Origin of the sequence: Pedobacter sp., from assembly GCF_041645105.1 — a bacterium.
In the GTDB taxonomy this organism is placed as follows: domain Bacteria; phylum Bacteroidota; class Bacteroidia; order Sphingobacteriales; family Sphingobacteriaceae; genus Pedobacter.
In genome coordinates this window covers 1,305,854-1,324,215 of the sequence record NZ_JBAZQQ010000001.1, presented here as the reverse complement: position 1 = coordinate 1,324,215, position 18,362 = coordinate 1,305,854, and the positions used below count along the sequence as shown (strand labels likewise).

Genomic DNA, 18,362 nt, shown 5'->3' with positions numbered 1-18,362 from the left:
TCCTTAAATTATCATTAAGAAAAACACTATAATTTAACCATTATATGTTAAATTTATATTGGCCATCCCTAGTCGATTAATTCATATGAAACCCCCTAACGGATGAAACTTTTGATTTATGTTCCCCTGATTAGTCCAAGGATTAAATACATTTTCAGCTTCATATTTAATGATATATTAAGGGCTGAAATAGACTTTACCATAAATAAAGAAGAATTCCTGCAATCGACTTTACCTAAAATGAGCTATGCAGAACAGCCCATAGGAAATGAATTATTTTTCAAAAGCAAACATCTTTTGTATGAACATAAGATTATAGCTCAGCGAATTAAAATAACAGATTTTGGAGAAATGAAAGTCCCTTTCTCAGTCTCCAAAAGCATCCTACCTTTTGATATTTTTGCTGCATCATTCTATTTTCTTAGTCGACACGAAGAATATATTTATAATGAAAGTAAAAATGGCGAACCTTATCCTTTTAAAGACAGTTTACAGTATAAATTGAAACTATTGAAAATCCCAATCATTGACAATTGGGCATTAATCTTAAAAAACATTCTTTTGAAGCGTTTCCCCGATCTAACCTTTGGAGCTAAACAGTTTTCTTTTAAACCAATATTCATCCGTCATTTACAGAAAAAAGCAAAGAATAATTTTATCACTAATACCGCCACACTCATTAAAATACTTATTGACAAAAAGTTACATTCAAAAAAAGACAAAATAGCCACCATTAAGCAGATTATAAATCATAATAATGATTTTGACCACGTAACTACTGTTAATGGCCTTAGCCTATACAATAATCACTTTATTGGCCAATTGCAGATCCCTAAAAGCTATATTAAATTGTTAAAAAATGCTACAAAAAGTGATTATAGCATGTATTACCCAGATTTTCCAGGCTTTAGAGCTGGCACCTGTACACCCTTTTACTGGTACGATCTACAATTAGAGAAAAAAACTCAATTATTGCTACATCCTGTGGCAACAACAGATCTCAATTTACTAAAGAACAAAACACCTGAAGCATTGTTGTTACAAATGAATGAACTGGTTAGTAGCGTGAAACTGGTTAATGGCAATTTATTTTTTTTATCTTTAAGTAATGATATTCGACCTCAGTAAGACCAATTCCATTGCAAATGTTTTTATTTCTGAAATCAGGGATAAAAACATTCAGAAAGATGCCATGCGTTTCCGTACAAACATGGAAAGACTCGGCGAGTTCTTTGCACTGGAAATAAGTAAAACACTGGAGTATCAACCAATAGAAACTCAAACCCCTTTAGGTATAGCAAAAACGGTAAAACTTGCTACACAGCCGGTTTTGGCAACCATTACCCGTGCAGGCATCCCCATGCACAAAGGCATGTTAAATATTTATGACCAAGCGCCATCTGCTTTCATTGCAGCCTATCGCAGAGTGCATAAAAGTGGAAATCTGGAAATTGCAATTGAATACATTTCAACTCCTGATTTAACTGATCGTATAGTAATTATGGCGGACCCGATGATAGCAACAGGGATGAGTATCGTACTTTGTTGTAAAGAATTAATGAATAGGTACAAGATTAAAGAGCTACACATTGTATCGGCCATTGCAAGTTCAGAGGGGTTAAGACATTTAAGAGCGAATCTTCCTAAAGCAAAGCTATGGTTAGGGGCTATTGACGAAGAAATGACAAGTAAATCGTACATTGTACCCGGATTAGGTGATGCAGGCGATTTGGCCTATGGGCCCAAAATTTAGGGCTACTTCTAAGTTACTAAAAATGGTTCTCTTGCTTTTAAAATATGAATTGAAATGATTAAACACATATTCTTCGATTTAGATCATACCATTTGGGATTTCGACCGAAATGCAGAAGAGACACTCAAAGAGCTTTATCAATTGTATGAGTTGGAGAAATTAGGCCTCCACTCCTGTAAGGACTTTATTGATACTTATACGACAAACAACCATCAGCTTTGGACCGAATATCATGTAGGAAGAATTACAAAAGAACAATTAAGATCTGAACGCTTTCATAAAACATTTAGACAGCTTGGAATAAAACCTGATAAAATTCCGATGCAGTTTGAAGAAGATTATGTCCGCATCAGCCCGACAAAAACCAATCTATTTCTAGGCTCGGAGAGGGTATTGGGATATCTTTATGAAAAATATACCCTACACATCATTTCTAATGGTTTTAAAGAAACTACCTTGACTAAAATGGATGTCTCTGGTCTGAATCCATATTTTAGAAATGTGATTATTTCTGAAGATGTTGGTGTAAACAAACCGCATAAGGCCATATTTGAATACGCTTTAAATAAAGCCGAGGCAGAAAAACATGAGAGCATTATGATTGGAGATAGCCTGGAAGCTGACATTCGTGGCGCACAGGATTTTGGAATGAAGGCAATTTATTTTAACCCACTTAAAAAGGAAAAACCAGGTGATGTAGAATGGCAAATTAATGATCTGGAAGAGCTCCTGCTTCATTTTTAACCATTCTTAAAAATCAATCGTTCGTTTTACGGTGACGAACAAAGTACTGTGCTAGATTAATGGCTATAAACACATGATTAATCACATTTGGAAGTAGTCCATAATACTTGGTAAAGATCTTAAATCGCTCTTTTAGGCTAGCTATATGTTTTTTCTTTGAAATACCTCCGACCAGGTATTTTGCTACATAAGCATGCGTATTTACAATGCTTGAAGCTTTTTTGGCCACGCGGATGATCCAATCAATATCAGCGCTATATTTATATTGAAGATCAAATGGTTCAGCAATGCTCCTTTTGACATATATTGCCTGATGACTAATATTCATCCCATATCTAAAGCTTCTCCAATTAAACACTAGCGGAGCATGATGTCTTCTTTGTCCAAGGCTCGTCCAATTTTCATCAAACATCTCTGTCTCTCCATAATAAATATCTGCAGAAGCAGCTGTTTCAAATACCTCAGCTACTGTTTCTAATCCATAAATCTCATCTCCAGAGTTCATAAATAAAACATAATCTCCAGTTGCTAATGACAGTCCTTTGTTCATGGCATCATAAATTCCTTTATCAGGTTCAGAAATAAACTGTGCAAGTCTGGGTTTATAATTGTAAATCACATCCTTTGTCCCATCTGTAGAAGCTCCATCAATTATGATATATTCTATATTGAGATAAGTTTGATTTAAAACCGAAAGCATAGTGCGTTCAATATCTTTAACATTATTATAAACGATAGTGATTACACTTAACTTTGGCTGCATGGGCTTAAAACTATTATTTTGGTTGCAAATCAATAAGGGACTGATACAATAATAAGTGTTTTTCTGCAATAACAACTTCAGAGAATTGATTTAATATAGTTCTTCTTGCTTCTTTCTGAATATCAGGAGCATTTTCATCATGATACAACCATTCAATACCTGTAGCCAGGTCTTCAGCTGATTTATAGTCGGCCAGATAGCCATTCTCAAGATGCTTTACCATATCCGGAATTCCTCCGGTTTTAAAAGCAACCACCGGTGTTGCACAAGCCAGGCTCTCCATCACTGTATTCGGCAAATTATCTTCAAGCGATGGCGCTATAAATACATCCGCAGCTGAATAGCATTTTGCTAAGTGATCATCATTATTTATGGCACCCAGAAAAGTTGTTTTAAATGGAAACACAGGCATCTCAACATTTGGCTTATTGCCAAATATCACCAATTCTATATTTTCTTTAATGATGCCTGGTCTTGTAGCCAGGTCATTTAATGCATCAATCAAGTAAGATGTGCCTTTATGTTTATCATTTCGTGAGGGCATAAAGCCACTCATCATCACAAATTTATCGGGATTAATCTTTAACATTTTCTTAGCCTCCGCTTTTACATAAGGCTTAAACACATTTGTTTCAATAGTATTAGGAATTACTGTAACCTCCCGAAAGCCCATTAAACTACTCAATTTTACTGAATTGGCCATCCAGTTGCTGGGAGCTACAATGTGACAGTTTAACTCAGAATATGCCTTTTTTTTACGCAACCAGTTTTTATGAGAAAAGTCATCTTTGCCACTAAATCTAAGTAGAGGACAAAAGCCACATTCCTTATGATAGTTTTCACAATCATACCTTACATGGCAGCCACCAGTAAAGGCATTACTATCATGAAATGTCCATACAATCGGTTTTTCCAACTCATCCAATTGCGCAAGGAACTTAGGGGAAAGAAATCCATGGTTTACCCAATGTAAATGGATAACATCTGCTTCTTTAACAGCAGGGTGGTTAATTATGGATCGTCCGAACCACTGTATAGAGAAGGGAGTTTTAACAGCTTTAGATATTGCCTTAGATAAATAACGCTCCGCGAGAATATTGAAAATTGCTCTGGATTTTTGAAAAAGATTCTTACTAAAAGTACCTGTTTTTGTACTCTCTTTGAACTGAAAGTAAACCATCACCTTTGATGACACTTCGACAGCGTTAAGTGCATCACTTAATCTCAGGCAAGCCCTTCCAGCACCTCCATTTCCTTCATAAGTATTCAGATGTAAAACCTTCAATCTTATCCTCCTTATATGCGCTAAGCGCGTTTCATTTTGATTTTTGTTAGTACATGATTCAAATATCGTAAACCTCGCTGAATATAAGTTCCTTTGCGATGTTTTAGAAAGTTTCTCACTGCCTGATAACCGGGTTTATATTCCTCCAATTGTTCTGGAAAACTATTAATTCTGAAATTGTTAACAGCCCCTTTATAAATTGTACTTACCCCAGAATGAACTCCAGAACCATCGTGTCCAATATTTTCTATGAGTGATAAAGCAGGGTTAACAGATAGGCCTTTTTTCAGAAAAACAGAGGCATACCATCTGATAGCCCATGAATTATTTCTGCCATGCTTAAATTCCATAATATGTTTCCAAAAATTCATGCCGCCTTCCAGTTCAAACTGATGCTTTTGCTGATCGTCAAATCGGGAAATAATCTTGTCAATATCCGGTTCAAAATTCTTCCATGCTCGATCCCATGTCGCCCATGCCTGACTACTGGCTATTCTTAGAAAAAAAGTCTCAGGAAGTCCTTTATGAGGAATTGGATACATATAGGCAGTAACATGCATCACCTGATCCTGTTCCTCGTATCTATTTAAAGCATCATTGAAATATTGAAGTGTATAAGGTGAAGTCAATACATCATCTTCTAACACAATAGCCCTACCATAAGTAGAGGTTAATCTACTTACGCCATCAATTACCGAATTTGCCAAACCAAGATTTTGTGAACGTTCAATTACCTCTACCGACTTAAAGCCGGTGATGCTATGCCCAAGCTCTCTAACCGCATTTACATTTTCTTCTTGTCCAGCTTTTGCTCCATCAGAAAAGATGAATAGTCTCGACTCCTCAGCCAAATGATTTTTTTGAAGAAAACTAAGTGTACGACGTGTATGTTCTGGACGATTGTAAACAAATAGGGCTATCGGGGCAAATTTTTGCATTCGCAATGGATTAAATAATTATACAATGAACGCTCATAAGCGTAATAAAATTACACTTCAAATCTAACTATATTTTTCTGGATTCACTTTCCCTAAACTACCTGTTAATCCGTCATGAATTGCTTTTAAAAGCTTATTATAATTAGCCTGTTTACTTGTTAACTTGCTAATAATCCATTGTCCGGACAAAAATAGCCACTTATTAAATCCATACACCAGACGATTACTTACATTCACCTGGTCATAAAAATAAACACTATTGCGGACTTGGTAATAGGTACGAAAACCCCAGAGATCCAGATATATTGATTTCCAGAACTTCCGCTTATAAGTAATCCCATATGATTTATCGATATCTGTAATTGTACTGCCAGGAATGAGCCAGATTTGCCCTCCCTTTTCGGTGATCCGATAAGTATATTCTGAATCATCTGCATATACAAAAAATTCTGCTTCAGGATATCCTATCAAATCAATCATTCGCTTATGAAAGAACATTCCACCGTAAGGTGCATAGGGAAGCCTTGCATTTTTCTTAACCTGATTGCGCTGGAACAATCGATCACGTAATTTATAATATTGATTAAGAGGTGTTCTAAATAGGTTAAAGCCCATGAAACTATTGGCCACCATATAAAAACGCTTTGCATCTTCGCCCTGAGCAATCATTACATGTTCCTTCCTATCTGGTCGGAGCGAAAAGAGCGCTTTCTGCTGATCATGCCCAGGCATAGAAGCCCATTCTCCGGTAAGTTTATCAAGTGCATCAGGAGCCGGCATGTTGTCATCATCAAGCAGCCAGACAAAACTAGCAGCCGTTTTTGTCATGAAGTGCTTTAGCCCCACTTTGTAACCACCGGCTGAGCCTTCATTTTTGGCATTAGCAATGACCGTAATGCGCTCATCTTGTAATAAATTACAATTTTGTGCAACACTATAAGTTGAAGCGTTATCAACCACTATAATATTTGTTACGTTTTCGAGCGTAGTTACCCGCCTCAATACCTGTTCTAAAAATTGCCACCTATTACTGTAGGTAACAATTAACACACAAATATTATATGTTATCTTTGCCATCTTATTATTGCAAGTTTACAACATAAACGCACATATTACAATACGGCAGAAAACTAATTTGCATTAAAAATATACTAAAACGATCTATATCAGGGATGGGCATTATTCAGCAACAGACAATAAAAGGAACCTTTTACTCATATCTGGGTGTTTTAATTGGCTTTTTTTCCGCTTATCTTATACAACCTCATGTTTTAAGTCCCGAACAAGTTGGCTTAATAGGCTTGTTAACTACGTTTTCTGTATTATTTGCTCAGGTATCAGTTCTTGGATTTAATGCTACTGCCAGAATTTTCCCTTACTTCCGCAATCCAGAAAATCACGATAATGGCTACTTGGGTTTGGCATTCCTGATTTCTATTTTAGGCTTTGTATTATTTTGTATTGCAGCATATTTTTTAAAAGATCAAATTGTACAAGACAAGGATGATCAGAATAACTTATTCGCGACCTATTACTGGCAACTCATTCCTTTAACGTTTTTTACTATGGTTTTCAATATTCTGGAACTCTACTCCAGAATGCAATATGATACTACCATGGGTAAGGTTTTAAAGGAATTTACCAACCGTTTATTAGTATTAGGCGCATTGTTGCTGCTATTGGTAAATTCCGTGAGCTTTGAAACCTTTATGTGGGTTTGGCTGATTGTTAACATCATTCCGACAGGAATGATTGCCTATCGCTTACATAAACGAAATCAATTGTCATTTCGCCTAAACCTTAAGTTTATTGACAAACCACTTAGAAGACAAATCATTCATCTCTGCTTTTTTGGAATTCTAACCGGCACAGCTCCATTTCTTATCCAAAATATTGATAGGTATATGATTAATGAAGAGTTTGGTTTAACAAGTACTGGAGTTTACACTTTAGCTTTTACAATTGGAACTATCATCAGCTTGCCCGCACGTTCCCTATACAGTATCTCTTACACAGTTATTGCAGAAGCATGGAAAAATGAAAACACACAGGAGATTAAGTCTATTTATAAAAAAAGCTGCATCAACCAGCTGATTGCTACCCTCTTCTTATTTTTATTGATCTGGGCAAATATCCATAACATCTATCACATATTACCTGCTGCATACGACTCCGGACAATATGTAATCTTTTTTATTGGCATTGGTTATTTGATAGAAGCATCCACGGGCGTAAATGGTGTGATCGTAGCAACATCTAAATTTTATAAATATGAGTCTTACTTCAGCCTTGCAATGATAGGTGTAACTATTATAGCTAATCTAATCCTCATTCCGGTTTATGGAATAACAGGCGCAGCCATTGCTTCTGCGGTCACCCTACTCATTTTCAATTTATCGAGATATTTGTTTATACTTCTCGTTTTTAAAATGCAGCCATTTTCTTACAAAACTCCCATAACGATAATTACAGGTATTGCAGTTTACGCGATCGTAAATGCAATACCTTCATTCTCCAACTTTATTTTAGACAGTATTCTTCGCGCCGGATTAATTACATTGTTGTTTTGCGGAACAGCCTATTACTTACGCTTATCCGAAGACATTAATAATTTAATAAACAATCTGGTAAACAAATATTTAAAAGGAACAACTAAGTAAAACTAGTTTAAGTTCCCCTTATCGTTGGTGATAAATTTATTCTCAGGCCTTCCAAATAGCCTGCCTTTAATTTTCATCCATATCGTTTCCTTTTTCAATTCCGGAGGAGTATACGGTGGATTTATTTTATTGCCTTTTCTGATATGAAAAGCATTGGGACGCTTTAACTTCTCAAAAACAACCACACTATCAAAAAAAGTAATACAACTGATATGATCAGTAATCTCGTTTAAAATCAACTGATCTTGTTTCAGAATATGATCTCTGTATAATGAATCAATCAGGTTTTTTGAATATTCAATAAACGTAGTTTTCTTCTTATATCCACCATGAAACTCGTACCAATATGAAGTGTGTGTATCTTCTACCATATATACTCCACCCTCTTTCACTTTTAGGTACAACATTTCAAATGAAACCTTTTGCTGGATCATAGTATGTCCACCATCGTCAAGAATAATATCCAGCTCAGGCAGTTGGTCAATAACCCTTTTAAGAAAAACCGGGTCGCTTTGTGATCCTATAAAAATTTTAGTATGCTCATCTTCAAACTTTTGGCATTCAGGATTGATATCTATTGCATAGATATTTACATCAGCACCAAAATACTTCTTCCACATTTGTAATGAACCTCCATGAGAGATCCCTATTTCAAGTATGTTCAGTTTTTTACCTTTATACTTAGAGAAGTATCTTTCATAAATCTCAAAGTAATGGTCCCATTTATGAATTAAACGTCCTTCATGTTGATAAAAAATATCTCTCAACGTACTATCTTCCATACTTCATTTTTGTTTTTTCAAATGTATCAAAACTTTGCAAAAAATGGATCAATATCTTTTGAATGTACTGGCCAAAAAGTGTCTTATTTTTTCAAAAAAAAAGCTACCCTGAAATACAGGGCAGCTTTTCATTAGCTTATCTAAGTATTAAACGAACTTCTTAGCGTTAACTTTACGCTCGTTTTCTGTTAAATATATTTTACGCAAGCGCATGCTTGCTGGTGTTACTTCTATATATTCGTCAGCCTGAATATACTCCATTGCCTCCTCTAATGAGAATTTAATAGCTGGAGCAATACGTGTATTATCATCTGTACCTGAAGCACGCATGTTAGTTAGTGCTTTACCTTTAACAATGTTAATCACTAAGTCATTATCGCGAATGTGCTCACCAAGGATCTGTCCTTCATAAATATCAACTCCCGGATCAACAAAGAAACGTCCACGGTCTTGCAATTTATCAATTGAATAAGCGGTAGTTGTACCTTTATCCATAGATACTAATACACCATTTAACCTACCAGGAATAGTTCCTTTCCAAGGCTCATAAGCTTTGAAACGGTGTGCCATAATAGCTTCTCCAGCAGTAGCTGTCAAAATGTTATTTCTTAAACCAATGATACCACGTGATGGAATCTCGAATTCCAAGTGTTGCAAATCCCCTTTAGGCTCCATAACTAATAACTCACCTTTACGCTGAGTAACCAATTCAATAACCTTACCAGCAACTTCACCAGGAACATCAACGATTAAAGTCTCAATTGGCTCACATTTCTTACCATCAATTTCTTTAACGATAACCTGTGGCTGTCCAACCTGAATTTCATATCCTTCGCGACGCATGGTCTCAATCAATACTGATAAATGGAGAATACCTCTTCCATACACCAAATAAGCATCTGGAGATTCCGTCTCAACCACTTTAAGGGCTAAGTTTTTCTCCATTTCCTTATATAAACGCTCTCTGATTCTTTGTGAAGTTACAAACTTACCTTCTTTACCAAAAAACGGTGAGTTGTTGATCGTGAACAACATGTTCATTGTTGGCTCATCAATTTTGATTACAGGTAATTGTTCCGGAGCATCAAAATCAGAGATAGTATCACCAATTTCAAATCCTTCTATACCTACAACCGCACAGATATCGCCAGATTTCACTTCAGTAGTACGAATCTTACCCAATCCTTCGAAAGTATAAAGCTCTTTTACTCTTGATTTTACAACTTTACCGTCACGTTTAATCAAGGTAACTGGTTGATTTTCTTTAATGCTGCCGCGATGTACACGTCCAATTGCAATACGACCAACAAAAGATGAATAATCTAAAGAAGTAATCTGCATTTGTAAAGTTCCATCATTTGTTGGAGCAGCAGGAATATTAGCAACAACAGCATCTAACAATGCAAAAATATCAGTTGTTGGCACTTTCCAATCAGTACTCATCCAACCTTGTTTTGATGACCCATATATTACCGGGAAGTCTAACTGCTCTTCGGTAGCCTCAAGATTAAAGAACAATTCGAAAATTTGCTCATAAACCTCTTCAGGGCGACAGTTTTCTTTATCTACTTTATTTACAACTACAATTGGTTTTAGTCCCAATGCTAAAGCTTTCTGCGTAACAAAACGTGTTTGAGGCATTGCACCTTCAAATGCATCACACAGTAACAACACGCCATCAGCCATTTTCAATACACGCTCAACCTCACCACCAAAATCGGCGTGACCAGGAGTATCGATAATGTTGATCTTTACATCTTTATACTGTACGGAAACGTTTTTAGATACGATGGTAATCCCTCGCTCACGTTCCAGATCATTGTTGTCAAGTATTAAATCTCCCGACTGTTCATTATCACGAAAGATTGAACATGAATGTAAGATCTTATCAACCAGTGTAGTTTTACCGTGGTCAACGTGGGCTATGATAGCTATATTTCTGATTTTTTGCATAAAATGCGTATGATTTTTGCCGCAAAGATACAGTTTATGATCGACATATCAAGCGATTAGCTATGTCCGATGTAGAAAAAACTTACAAAAAAAAGATAGCTTTATGTCTGAGGCTTCCGACCAAACGCCCACATTAGGAAGGGAAGCATCGCTTTTCCCCAAGTCTGAATATCATGTTTACCACCAACCATTTCGTAATAAGTAATATCATCAGGTCGCTTATAGCCCTTTATAAGTAATTCCTTTATCACATCAATAGAATCATCGATAGAGTCTATAATGAAGTTCCTATTACGGTCTGCTTTCTCATCTTCAGTACCTGTCATCAACCAAAATTTGAGGTCAGGCTTGGATCCTGTAATCCTAATGCAATGATGCAATATGCGGTCCTCATCCGTGTAACCATCTTTTAAATCTTTTTTACGCCACCAGAAGGCACCGGAAAATACGCCAACAGCATCAAAATAATTATCATTGTTCCAGGCGATATCAAAAGCAGTTAGCCCACCTAAAGAAAAACCTGCAAACGCCCTTTTACCATTAATAGGAAAATCAACCTCGCCTTGTATAAAAGGCAATAACTCGTTAATGATGAATTCTGTATAGATTGAAGCCTTAGCTCCACGTCCTAAATAGTCAGGATTCCCAGCTATGCCATACTCCTGTAAGCGATCTGCAGAAGCCTTAATTGCCACAACAACAAGCGGCTCTATTTTATTGGTTTGATAAAGGTTATTTAATGTCTCGTGAAGACAAAGACCATCGGTATCCTGTCCATCATTAAGCAACAACAGGTTTAATATTTCATTACCCATTAATCCTTCTGGGATAAAGAACTCTAATTCAACATCCCTTTTCAGATGAACAGATTTAAAAATACATTCAGTTTTTATAACTTCCGGAAGTAACATCACACTATACATAATCCAACAAATCCCTATCTCAAAAAATAATCGAACAAAGGTAATATTCTCAGCACGACAATAGTTAGCTATAGCTTTATTTTTACATTTCATCCAAAATCTTAGAATAAAAGTATTGAATACTTGCTGTTTAACAAATTGTTTTTCTAACTTAAAGCATCTAACTATTAAGGTATGGAGGAAGCATATAAAAAATGGTACAGTCACAACCTGAATGCTGATTTTGAACTCCTCACTTTTGGGCATAGTGGTTATCCGGTTCTGTTGTTCCCTACCAGCATGGGTCGGTACTATGAAAATAAAGATTTTAAAATGATCGACTCAATAAGTTGGTTCATTGAAGAGGGTAAAGTCAAGATCTATTGTGTAGACAGTATCGATAAGATGAGCTGGTATAATATGAGTGCTCATCCTGCGGAAAGAGTAAGGAATCATATTTATTATGATAAATTGATTCTTGAAGAGGTATCAACCCTTGCACGCCAAGAAACAGGTCACGCCAGGATCATTACTGCAGGCTGCAGTTTTGGAGGCTATCATGCTGCAAATTTTGCTTTTCGCCACCCATGGCTTGTAAGTCATATGTTTAGCATGAGTGGTGCTTTCGACATAAGAGGACAGCTAGAAGGTTTTTACAATGACGATGTTTACTTTAACAATCCTGTTGATTTTATTCCAAACGACAACAATCCGGATTTATGGCAGATGAGAATTATACTGGGAACTTCTGACAGAGACATCTGCAGAACAGATAACGAACGCCTCTCACAAACTTTAAACGAAAAAGGAATTAATCATTGGCTTGATATAAGACAAAATGCTGATCACGATTGGCCTATTTGGCGACAAATGTTACCTGAATACCTTGCTCAATTACCATAAATAATCAAACTAATCTACTAAAGAATATTATACATCTATTATACCTATGAAGAAAATTGGAATCTTATTTGGCAAGGAAAGATCTTTTCCTGAGGCTTTTGTGAAGCGTATAAATGAAATCGGGGGTGATGAATTTAAAGCTGAAGCTGTTAGTATTGACAAGATATTTCAGGCAGAGCCTTTAGATTATGCGGTGATTATAGACCGCATCTCACAGGGTGTTCCTTTTTATCGGGCAGCTATGAAGAATGCTGCAGTTACCGGGACAGCTGTAATCAACAATCCGTTCTGGTGGAGCGCTGACGAAAAATTCTTTAACAATGCCCTTGCAGAAAAATTGGGCATCCCTGTACCGAAAACGGCTCTACTTCCCTCTTACGAACAACCAGACGACACCTCTGATGAGTCTTTCAGTAACCTTGCATTCCCCCTTGATTGGGAAGGCATTTTTAATTATATAGGTTTCCCCGCTTATATGAAGCCTTTTGATGGTGGTGGCTGGAAAGATGTGTACAAACTCAATGACAAAGAAGATTTTTTCGACAAACACAGTCAAACGAAACAAACAGTTATGATGCTGCAAGAGGAAATCATTTTTGATGAGTATTTCAGATGCTATTGTATAGGTGGCAAACATGTTCATATTATGCAGTATGAACCACGTAATCCTTTTCACTTAAGGTATGTTGTAGATGCCCCTCCATCTAACGCACAACTCCTTCAAACTATTCATGATTATGTTATAAAGTTGAATAAATATTTAGGATACGATTTCAACACAGTTGAATTTGCAGTCCGTGATGGTATTCCATATGCTATTGATTTCTGCAATCCAGCTCCTGATGCAGATATAGCTAGCGTGGGCAAGGAGAATTTCGACTGGGTGGTAGAAACAAGCGCACAATATGCAATTGAAAGAGCAAAAGCACATGTTGATGGCCTGGACAACCTGACATGGGGTGAGTATATCAGAACTTCAGCAGCAGGCTTACCGCTAATTAAAAAAAGTATCGCTAAGAATTAATGGCCAGAACTTTAAAGGAAAAAGAAAATAACGCTAATCAATCGGAGGGAAAGACATGATGAACGAATTTACACTCGGCATAGAGGAAGAATATATGATTATAGACCCTGTAACAAGGGAACTAACATCTCATGATCAAAAAATAGTTGAGGCTGCTCAAAAGATCCATAAAGACCAGGTAAAAGCCGAGATGCACCAGGCAGTAGTGGAAGTCGGCACTGGCATTTGCAGGAACACAGACCAGGCACGTGAAGAAATTTCTCAGCTCAGATATACCGTTTCGCAGTTAGCTGGTGAACAAGGTTTACGTATCGGAGCCGCAGGCACTCACCCTTTTTCTCATTGGGAGAAACAACTTATTACCGAACATCCGCGTTACAACGAAATCGTAAATGAACTACAAGAGGCGGCTCGTTCAAACCTGATTTTCGGATTGCACGTGCACGTCGGCTTTCAGTCTAGAGAACTTGCGATTCACATTGCTAATCAGGTAAGGTACTTCTTACCTCACGTATTTGCATTGTCAACCAACTCCCCTTTCTGGGAAAGCAGAAATACAGGATATAAATCATTCCGAACAAAAATATTCGACAAATTCCCACGTACAGGAATTCCAGATATTTTTAACAGCATTGAGGACTATGATAACTATGTAAAGCTGTTGATTAAAACCAATTGTATCGACAATGCTAAAAAAATATGGTGGGACATACGGGTGCATCCATTTTTTGAAACCATAGAATTCAGAATTTGTGACTGCCCTATGTTGATCGATGAAACCATGGCTTTCACTGCTTTGTTTCAAGCTTTATGTGCTAAACTGTATAAACTACGACTACAAAATCTAAACTTCATTAGTTATTCAAGAGCACTAATCAACGAAAACAAATGGAGAGCAGCTCGGTATGGTATAGATGGAAGCCTGATCGATTTTGGTAAGGAAATGGAAGTCAACTGTCGTAATCTGGTATTAGAACTTCTTGATTTTGTTGATGATGTTGTCGATGAATTAGGGTGTAGAAACGAAATTAACTATGTGTTAAAAATACTTGAACACGGGACTGGCGCAGACAGGCAATTGGCTGTTTACGAACAATTTGGTAACTTTGAATCCGTGGTTGACTATATCACCACACAAACACTAATTGGGGCTAAATAGTTAACATGACTGATAGAAGAAAGATAAAGGTTGCGGTTATTGATATGAATAATGGCGTAACCAACCAGGGGATGCGTGGAATACAGGAAGTCTTGTTGCGCTATCAGAAGAATTACGAAATTACGTTATCGATTAACATATTCGATTTAAGACAAAAAGGCGAAATACCAGATTTGGAATATGATATATATATATCGAGCGGTGGGCCTGGTAGCCCTTATGAAGGAAAGGGCCTTAAGTGGGAAAATGATTTTTTTAATCTGCTTGATCTTATTGAATCTTTTAATCTTACAAATGAGCATAAGAAAAAGCATGTCTTCCTAATTTGCCATTCGTTTCAGATGGCCTGTAGAAAGTTCGGTGTAGGGCAAGTCATAAAAAGACGTTCAACAGCCTTTGGCATATTCCCGATATTTCTAACCGAAGAGGGAGAAAATGATCCAGTATTTAATGGATTAAACAACCCTTTTTATACCGTAGACAGCCGTGACTGGCAAGTAACAAATCCTGATGACCAACCCTTTGCTATTAAAAATGCTAAAGTTTTGGCTCTCGAGAAAGACAGGCCCCATATTGACCTGGAACGTTGTGTAATGTCTGTCCGCTTTACAAAAGAGATTGTAGGAACCCAATTTCACCCTGAAGCAGATCCCATCGGCATGAAGTCATACCTTTTACAGGAAGACAAAAAAAGAGCTATCGTTGAAAATCATGGTGAAGAAAAATATCATGATATGTTAAATAGCCTTGATAACCCTAATAGAATTGCATTAACACAGCAAATCGTACTACCAAATTTTTTAAACGAAGCTATAAACACCTTACAGGAAGCATCATATGATTGATCGTTACAGGAGTATATTTAACAACTCTTTTTCTGAAGCAAAATACTTAAATTTTTTATCTGCAATTGAAAGTGGACTAACTAAAATTCCATTTAGAGTAGCAGAAACACCTGTTTTTATCCCCAAAGATCTTAAAGAACAGTTAATTGCTGCTGGACAGGAAATAATAGACCTCATTAAACAACCTGATTTTAAAACGCTTACAGAGAATTCCATTCCCGAACAATGGAATGTCCCGGATGAAAATGACCATCCACACTTCCTTACTTTCGACTTTGGCATTTGCAAAGATGACCATGGAAAAATAATACCAAAATTAATCGAGATGCAAGGCTTTCCTTCTCTATACGGATTTCAACCTCATTTAGCTAAAATCTATAAAAATAGCTATGCATTACCAAATCCTTTCACTCCTTATTTTGAAGGATTAAATGAGGAGAGCTACATAGCCATGCTTAAACAAGTAATCGTAGGAATGCATCAGCCTTATGAAGTTGCATTAATGGATACTGATGCATTAAATCAGAAAACAGCGATTGACTTTTTATTAACGCAGCAACTTTTAGGGATTAAAATATTAAGTCTGACAGACATTATTAAGGAAGGTAAAAATCTTTTTTACCAGGAAGGTGATAATAAAATACAGTTAAAACGCATTTACAACCGGCTTATTTTTGATGAAATTGCTGATCAGACGGATATATTTAACAATAGCTTTGATCCAAGGGAAGCATTAAATATAGAGTGGATTACACATCCAAATTGGTTTTACAGAATCAGCAAATACACGATGCCATTTCTGAAAAGCAATTTTGCTCCTGAAACACTCTTTCTTAACAATTTAACCGAAATCCCTTCTGATTTGGAGAATTATGTATTGAAACCATTATTTTCTTTTGCCGGCATGGGCGTAATTATAGATGTAACCAAAGAAGATATACAACTTATTAGCGACCCTGAGAATTGGATATTGCAAAAAAAAGTAAATTACGAGCCGTTGGTACAAGCACCTGATGGAGGAGTAAAAGTAGAAATCCGACTAATGTATCTATGGCCAGACAATGCTGAACCAAAACTTTGTATAAATCTTGCGCGATTAAGTAAAGGAAAGATGATTGGAGTTAGATACAACCAAGATTTTGATTGGGTTGGAGGCACAATTGGACTAATGGAAAGCTAAATTGACATTCAACAGACTCCAATTGACATGGGGCTTGTTATTTTTGTATTATGGACATTCAAAGCATATTAGTGACCTTATTGTTTGTAGCCGCTATATTTTATATTGGCCGCATCATATATCGCTCTGCTTTTCCTAAAAGTGGAAGCTGCGCCTCAGGTTGCGGTAAATGTGGAGTCGACTTTTCAAATATCAAACCTGATAAAAAATAGATTTCATCTATAACCATATGCTGGAACAATTTAAAGCCTATTTACAAGACAAGGTTGCCATTACAGATGAGCAGTTTAATCTCATTTCCGATAAGCTAAAGGTCAAGCGCTTTGAAAAGAATGAAATGATCCTGATGAAGGGGGAAGTTTCAGCACATGGATATTTTGTGGTAGATGGCCTATTACGCAGCTATTCTATAGATAGCAAAGGGAAAACGCATATTATACAATTTGCCCCTGAGCAATGGTGGCTATCTGATAGAAATGGCATGCTTTTTAATGAGGCTTCGGAATTCTTTATCGACGCAATTGAGCATACAGAAGCCATCGTAATTCCTAAAGACTATATTAACGAATCAGCTAAAGTCGTCCCTTGCATGAACGATTTAAATCACACGATTCTTAATAACTCTATCAGATTTATGCAAAAACGCATCAACATGCTGTTAAGTGCAACTGCTGAAGAGCGATATCTGAATTTCATAAAACTTTACCCCAACCTAACTTTAAGAGTGCCACAATGGATGATTGCCTCATATTTAGGCATTACTCCTGAGTCTTTAAGTCGTGTCCGCAAAGACTTGGCTCACAAGCATTTCAAACCTTAACATTTTCTTATCATACATCAATGTCTGGCGATACATAAGCCCCTAACTTTGTGTTATTAAATTATTAACTAAATAAAATAAAACATAAAATTATGGCAACTACTAATTGGACATTAGATCCTACACACAGCGAACTTCAATTTAAAGTAAAACACTTAATGATTACTACTGTTACTGGGAGTCTTAATGTTTTAACAGCATCATTAACTTCCGAGTCGGATGATTTTGAAAATGCACAAGTAAAATTTGAGGCAGAGACCGCATCGATAGACACAGGAAATAATGACCGTGACAATCACCTGAAAAGTGGCGATTTCTTTAATGCTGATGAATTCCCTAAAGTTTCTTTTGAATCTACATCTTTAACTAAAGACGGTAGTGACTATACATTAAAAGGTGACTTAAGTATTAAAGGTGTAACAAAACCTGTAAAATTAGCAGTAGAATTTGGTGGTATCGCTACAGATCCATGGGGAAATACAAAAGCTGGTTTTACTATTAGTGGAAAAATCAACAGAACAGACTTTGGTTTAACATGGAATGCTGCTTTGGAAACTGGTGGCGTAATGGTAAGTGAAGAAGTTAAGATTTTAGGTGAATTACAATTCGTAAAACAAGCTTAATTAAAAGACAATTAGCATCCAGGTCATA

General features: G+C 36.4%; 19 protein-coding genes. 12 read left to right on the top strand and 7 right to left on the bottom strand.

What is annotated here, in order from left to right; all coding sequences use genetic code 11:
- Positions 1 to 102: 102 nt before the first annotated feature.
- From WC623_RS05695 to WC623_RS05685, 3 genes are read left to right on the top strand one after another with little or no spacing between them, the layout of a single operon-like run.
- A complete protein-coding gene (locus WC623_RS05695) occupies positions 103 to 1,128 on the top strand; it encodes a hypothetical protein (RefSeq protein ID WP_372848821.1) in 1,026 nt (341 codons plus the stop codon).
- A complete protein-coding gene (upp, locus tag WC623_RS05690; protein ID WP_372848819.1) occupies positions 1,109 to 1,753 on the top strand; it encodes a uracil phosphoribosyltransferase in 645 nt (214 codons plus the stop codon). Before WC623_RS05695 ends, upp begins: the two co-directional genes overlap by 20 nt.
- Before the next feature lie 54 nt (positions 1,754 to 1,807).
- Positions 1,808 to 2,497 carry a YjjG family noncanonical pyrimidine nucleotidase gene (locus WC623_RS05685; RefSeq protein ID WP_372848817.1) on the top strand — a complete coding sequence of 230 codons (690 nt, stop codon included), beginning with the start codon at positions 1,808 to 1,810 and terminating at the stop codon, positions 2,495 to 2,497.
- Between the two features lie 13 nt (positions 2,498 to 2,510).
- On the opposite strand, the gene WC623_RS05680 is transcribed toward WC623_RS05685, so the two are convergent.
- From WC623_RS05680 to WC623_RS05665, 4 genes are all read right to left on the bottom strand, one after another.
- A complete protein-coding gene (locus WC623_RS05680; protein WP_372848815.1) occupies positions 2,511 to 3,260 on the bottom strand; it encodes a glycosyltransferase family 2 protein in 750 nt (249 codons plus the stop codon).
- Positions 3,261 to 3,273: 13 nt separating this feature from the next.
- Positions 3,274 to 4,545: a glycosyltransferase family 4 protein gene (locus WC623_RS05675; RefSeq protein ID WP_372848813.1), complete on the bottom strand. Its 1,272-nt coding sequence runs from the start codon at positions 4,543 to 4,545 to the stop codon at positions 3,274 to 3,276.
- Positions 4,546 to 4,565: 20 nt separating this feature from the next.
- Positions 4,566 to 5,483: a glycosyltransferase gene (locus tag WC623_RS05670; protein WP_372848811.1), complete on the bottom strand. Its 918-nt coding sequence runs from the start codon at positions 5,481 to 5,483 to the stop codon at positions 4,566 to 4,568.
- 63 nt (positions 5,484 to 5,546) lie between these two features.
- A complete protein-coding gene (locus tag WC623_RS05665; protein WP_372848809.1) occupies positions 5,547 to 6,560 on the bottom strand; it encodes a glycosyltransferase in 1,014 nt (337 codons plus the stop codon).
- 95 nt (positions 6,561 to 6,655) lie between these two features.
- Here WC623_RS05665 and WC623_RS05660 point away from each other — a divergent pair, with 95 nt between their 5' ends.
- On the top strand, positions 6,656 to 8,143 hold the full coding sequence (locus WC623_RS05660; RefSeq protein WP_372848807.1) for a polysaccharide biosynthesis protein: 1,488 nt from the start codon (positions 6,656 to 6,658) through the stop codon (positions 8,141 to 8,143).
- A gap of 2 nt (positions 8,144 to 8,145) precedes the next feature.
- On the opposite strand, the gene WC623_RS05655 is transcribed toward WC623_RS05660, so the two are convergent.
- The 3 genes from WC623_RS05655 to WC623_RS05645 all read right to left on the bottom strand — a co-directional run bounded on the left by WC623_RS05655 (position 8,146) and on the right by WC623_RS05645 (position 11,894).
- On the bottom strand, positions 8,146 to 8,925 hold the full coding sequence (locus WC623_RS05655) for a class I SAM-dependent methyltransferase (RefSeq protein WP_372848805.1): 780 nt from the start codon (positions 8,923 to 8,925) through the stop codon (positions 8,146 to 8,148).
- 147 nt (positions 8,926 to 9,072) lie between these two features.
- The gene (gene typA, locus WC623_RS05650) at positions 9,073 to 10,878 is read right to left on the bottom strand and encodes a translational GTPase TypA (protein ID WP_372848803.1); all 1,806 of its coding nucleotides are present in this window, start codon (positions 10,876 to 10,878) and stop codon (positions 9,073 to 9,075) included.
- A gap of 101 nt (positions 10,879 to 10,979) precedes the next feature.
- Positions 10,980 to 11,894, bottom strand: coding sequence for an alpha/beta hydrolase (locus WC623_RS05645; RefSeq protein WP_372848801.1), 915 nt, complete (start codon positions 11,892 to 11,894; stop codon positions 10,980 to 10,982).
- Positions 11,895 to 11,975: 81 nt separating this feature from the next.
- On the opposite strand from WC623_RS05645, the gene WC623_RS05640 reads away from it, so the two are divergent.
- From WC623_RS05640 to WC623_RS05605, 8 genes are all read left to right on the top strand, one after another.
- Complete coding sequence (locus WC623_RS05640) at positions 11,976 to 12,683, top strand: esterase family protein (RefSeq protein WP_372848799.1); 708 nt, start codon at positions 11,976 to 11,978, stop codon at positions 12,681 to 12,683.
- A 46-nt stretch (positions 12,684 to 12,729) separates the two neighbouring features.
- On the top strand, positions 12,730 to 13,707 hold the full coding sequence (locus WC623_RS05635) for a RimK family alpha-L-glutamate ligase (RefSeq protein WP_372848797.1): 978 nt from the start codon (positions 12,730 to 12,732) through the stop codon (positions 13,705 to 13,707).
- A gap of 55 nt (positions 13,708 to 13,762) precedes the next feature.
- Positions 13,763 to 14,866 carry a carboxylate-amine ligase gene (locus tag WC623_RS05630; protein ID WP_372848795.1) on the top strand — a complete coding sequence of 368 codons (1,104 nt, stop codon included), beginning with the start codon at positions 13,763 to 13,765 and terminating at the stop codon, positions 14,864 to 14,866.
- A 5-nt stretch (positions 14,867 to 14,871) separates the two neighbouring features.
- Positions 14,872 to 15,711, top strand: a complete 840-nt coding sequence (locus tag WC623_RS05625) for a type 1 glutamine amidotransferase (RefSeq protein WP_372848793.1) — start codon at positions 14,872 to 14,874, stop codon at positions 15,709 to 15,711.
- On the top strand, positions 15,704 to 16,891 hold the full coding sequence (locus WC623_RS05620; protein ID WP_372848791.1) for a hypothetical protein: 1,188 nt from the start codon (positions 15,704 to 15,706) through the stop codon (positions 16,889 to 16,891). Before WC623_RS05625 ends, WC623_RS05620 begins: the two co-directional genes overlap by 8 nt.
- Before the next feature lie 50 nt (positions 16,892 to 16,941).
- Positions 16,942 to 17,103: a FeoB-associated Cys-rich membrane protein gene (locus WC623_RS05615; RefSeq protein WP_372848789.1), complete on the top strand. Its 162-nt coding sequence runs from the start codon at positions 16,942 to 16,944 to the stop codon at positions 17,101 to 17,103.
- Between the two features lie 17 nt (positions 17,104 to 17,120).
- Positions 17,121 to 17,711 carry a Crp/Fnr family transcriptional regulator gene (locus WC623_RS05610; protein WP_372848787.1) on the top strand — a complete coding sequence of 197 codons (591 nt, stop codon included), beginning with the start codon at positions 17,121 to 17,123 and terminating at the stop codon, positions 17,709 to 17,711.
- A 92-nt stretch (positions 17,712 to 17,803) separates the two neighbouring features.
- Complete coding sequence (locus WC623_RS05605) at positions 17,804 to 18,334, top strand: YceI family protein (protein WP_372848785.1); 531 nt, start codon at positions 17,804 to 17,806, stop codon at positions 18,332 to 18,334.
- Positions 18,335 to 18,362 lie beyond the last annotated feature (28 nt).

What these genes read in the sequence shown, in the direction of transcription:
- WC623_RS05695 (WP_372848821.1), top strand. Translation starts at nt 103, where the DNA reads ATGAAACTTTTGATTTATGTTCCCCTGATTAGTCCAAGGATTAAATAC.
- upp (WP_372848819.1), top strand. Translation starts at nt 1,109, where the DNA reads ATGATATTCGACCTCAGTAAGACCAATTCCATTGCAAATGTTTTTATT.
- WC623_RS05685 (WP_372848817.1), top strand. Translation starts at nt 1,808, where the DNA reads ATGATTAAACACATATTCTTCGATTTAGATCATACCATTTGGGATTTC.
- WC623_RS05680 (WP_372848815.1), bottom strand. Translation starts at nt 3,260, where the DNA reads ATGCAGCCAAAGTTAAGTGTAATCACTATCGTTTATAATAATGTTAAA.
- WC623_RS05670 (WP_372848811.1), bottom strand. Translation starts at nt 5,483, where the DNA reads ATGCAAAAATTTGCCCCGATAGCCCTATTTGTTTACAATCGTCCAGAA.
- WC623_RS05665 (WP_372848809.1), bottom strand. Translation starts at nt 6,560, where the DNA reads ATGGCAAAGATAACATATAATATTTGTGTGTTAATTGTTACCTACAGT.
- WC623_RS05660 (WP_372848807.1), top strand. Translation starts at nt 6,656, where the DNA reads ATGGGCATTATTCAGCAACAGACAATAAAAGGAACCTTTTACTCATAT.
- WC623_RS05655 (WP_372848805.1), bottom strand. Translation starts at nt 8,925, where the DNA reads ATGGAAGATAGTACGTTGAGAGATATTTTTTATCAACATGAAGGACGT.
- typA (WP_372848803.1), bottom strand. Translation starts at nt 10,878, where the DNA reads ATGCAAAAAATCAGAAATATAGCTATCATAGCCCACGTTGACCACGGT.
- WC623_RS05645 (WP_372848801.1), bottom strand. Translation starts at nt 11,894, where the DNA reads ATGAAATGTAAAAATAAAGCTATAGCTAACTATTGTCGTGCTGAGAAT.
- WC623_RS05640 (WP_372848799.1), top strand. Translation starts at nt 11,976, where the DNA reads ATGGAGGAAGCATATAAAAAATGGTACAGTCACAACCTGAATGCTGAT.
- WC623_RS05635 (WP_372848797.1), top strand. Translation starts at nt 12,730, where the DNA reads ATGAAGAAAATTGGAATCTTATTTGGCAAGGAAAGATCTTTTCCTGAG.
- WC623_RS05630 (WP_372848795.1), top strand. Translation starts at nt 13,763, where the DNA reads ATGATGAACGAATTTACACTCGGCATAGAGGAAGAATATATGATTATA.
- WC623_RS05625 (WP_372848793.1), top strand. Translation starts at nt 14,872, where the DNA reads ATGACTGATAGAAGAAAGATAAAGGTTGCGGTTATTGATATGAATAAT.
- WC623_RS05620 (WP_372848791.1), top strand. Translation starts at nt 15,704, where the DNA reads ATGATTGATCGTTACAGGAGTATATTTAACAACTCTTTTTCTGAAGCA.
- WC623_RS05615 (WP_372848789.1), top strand. Translation starts at nt 16,942, where the DNA reads ATGGACATTCAAAGCATATTAGTGACCTTATTGTTTGTAGCCGCTATA.
- WC623_RS05610 (WP_372848787.1), top strand. Translation starts at nt 17,121, where the DNA reads ATGCTGGAACAATTTAAAGCCTATTTACAAGACAAGGTTGCCATTACA.
- WC623_RS05605 (WP_372848785.1), top strand. Translation starts at nt 17,804, where the DNA reads ATGGCAACTACTAATTGGACATTAGATCCTACACACAGCGAACTTCAA.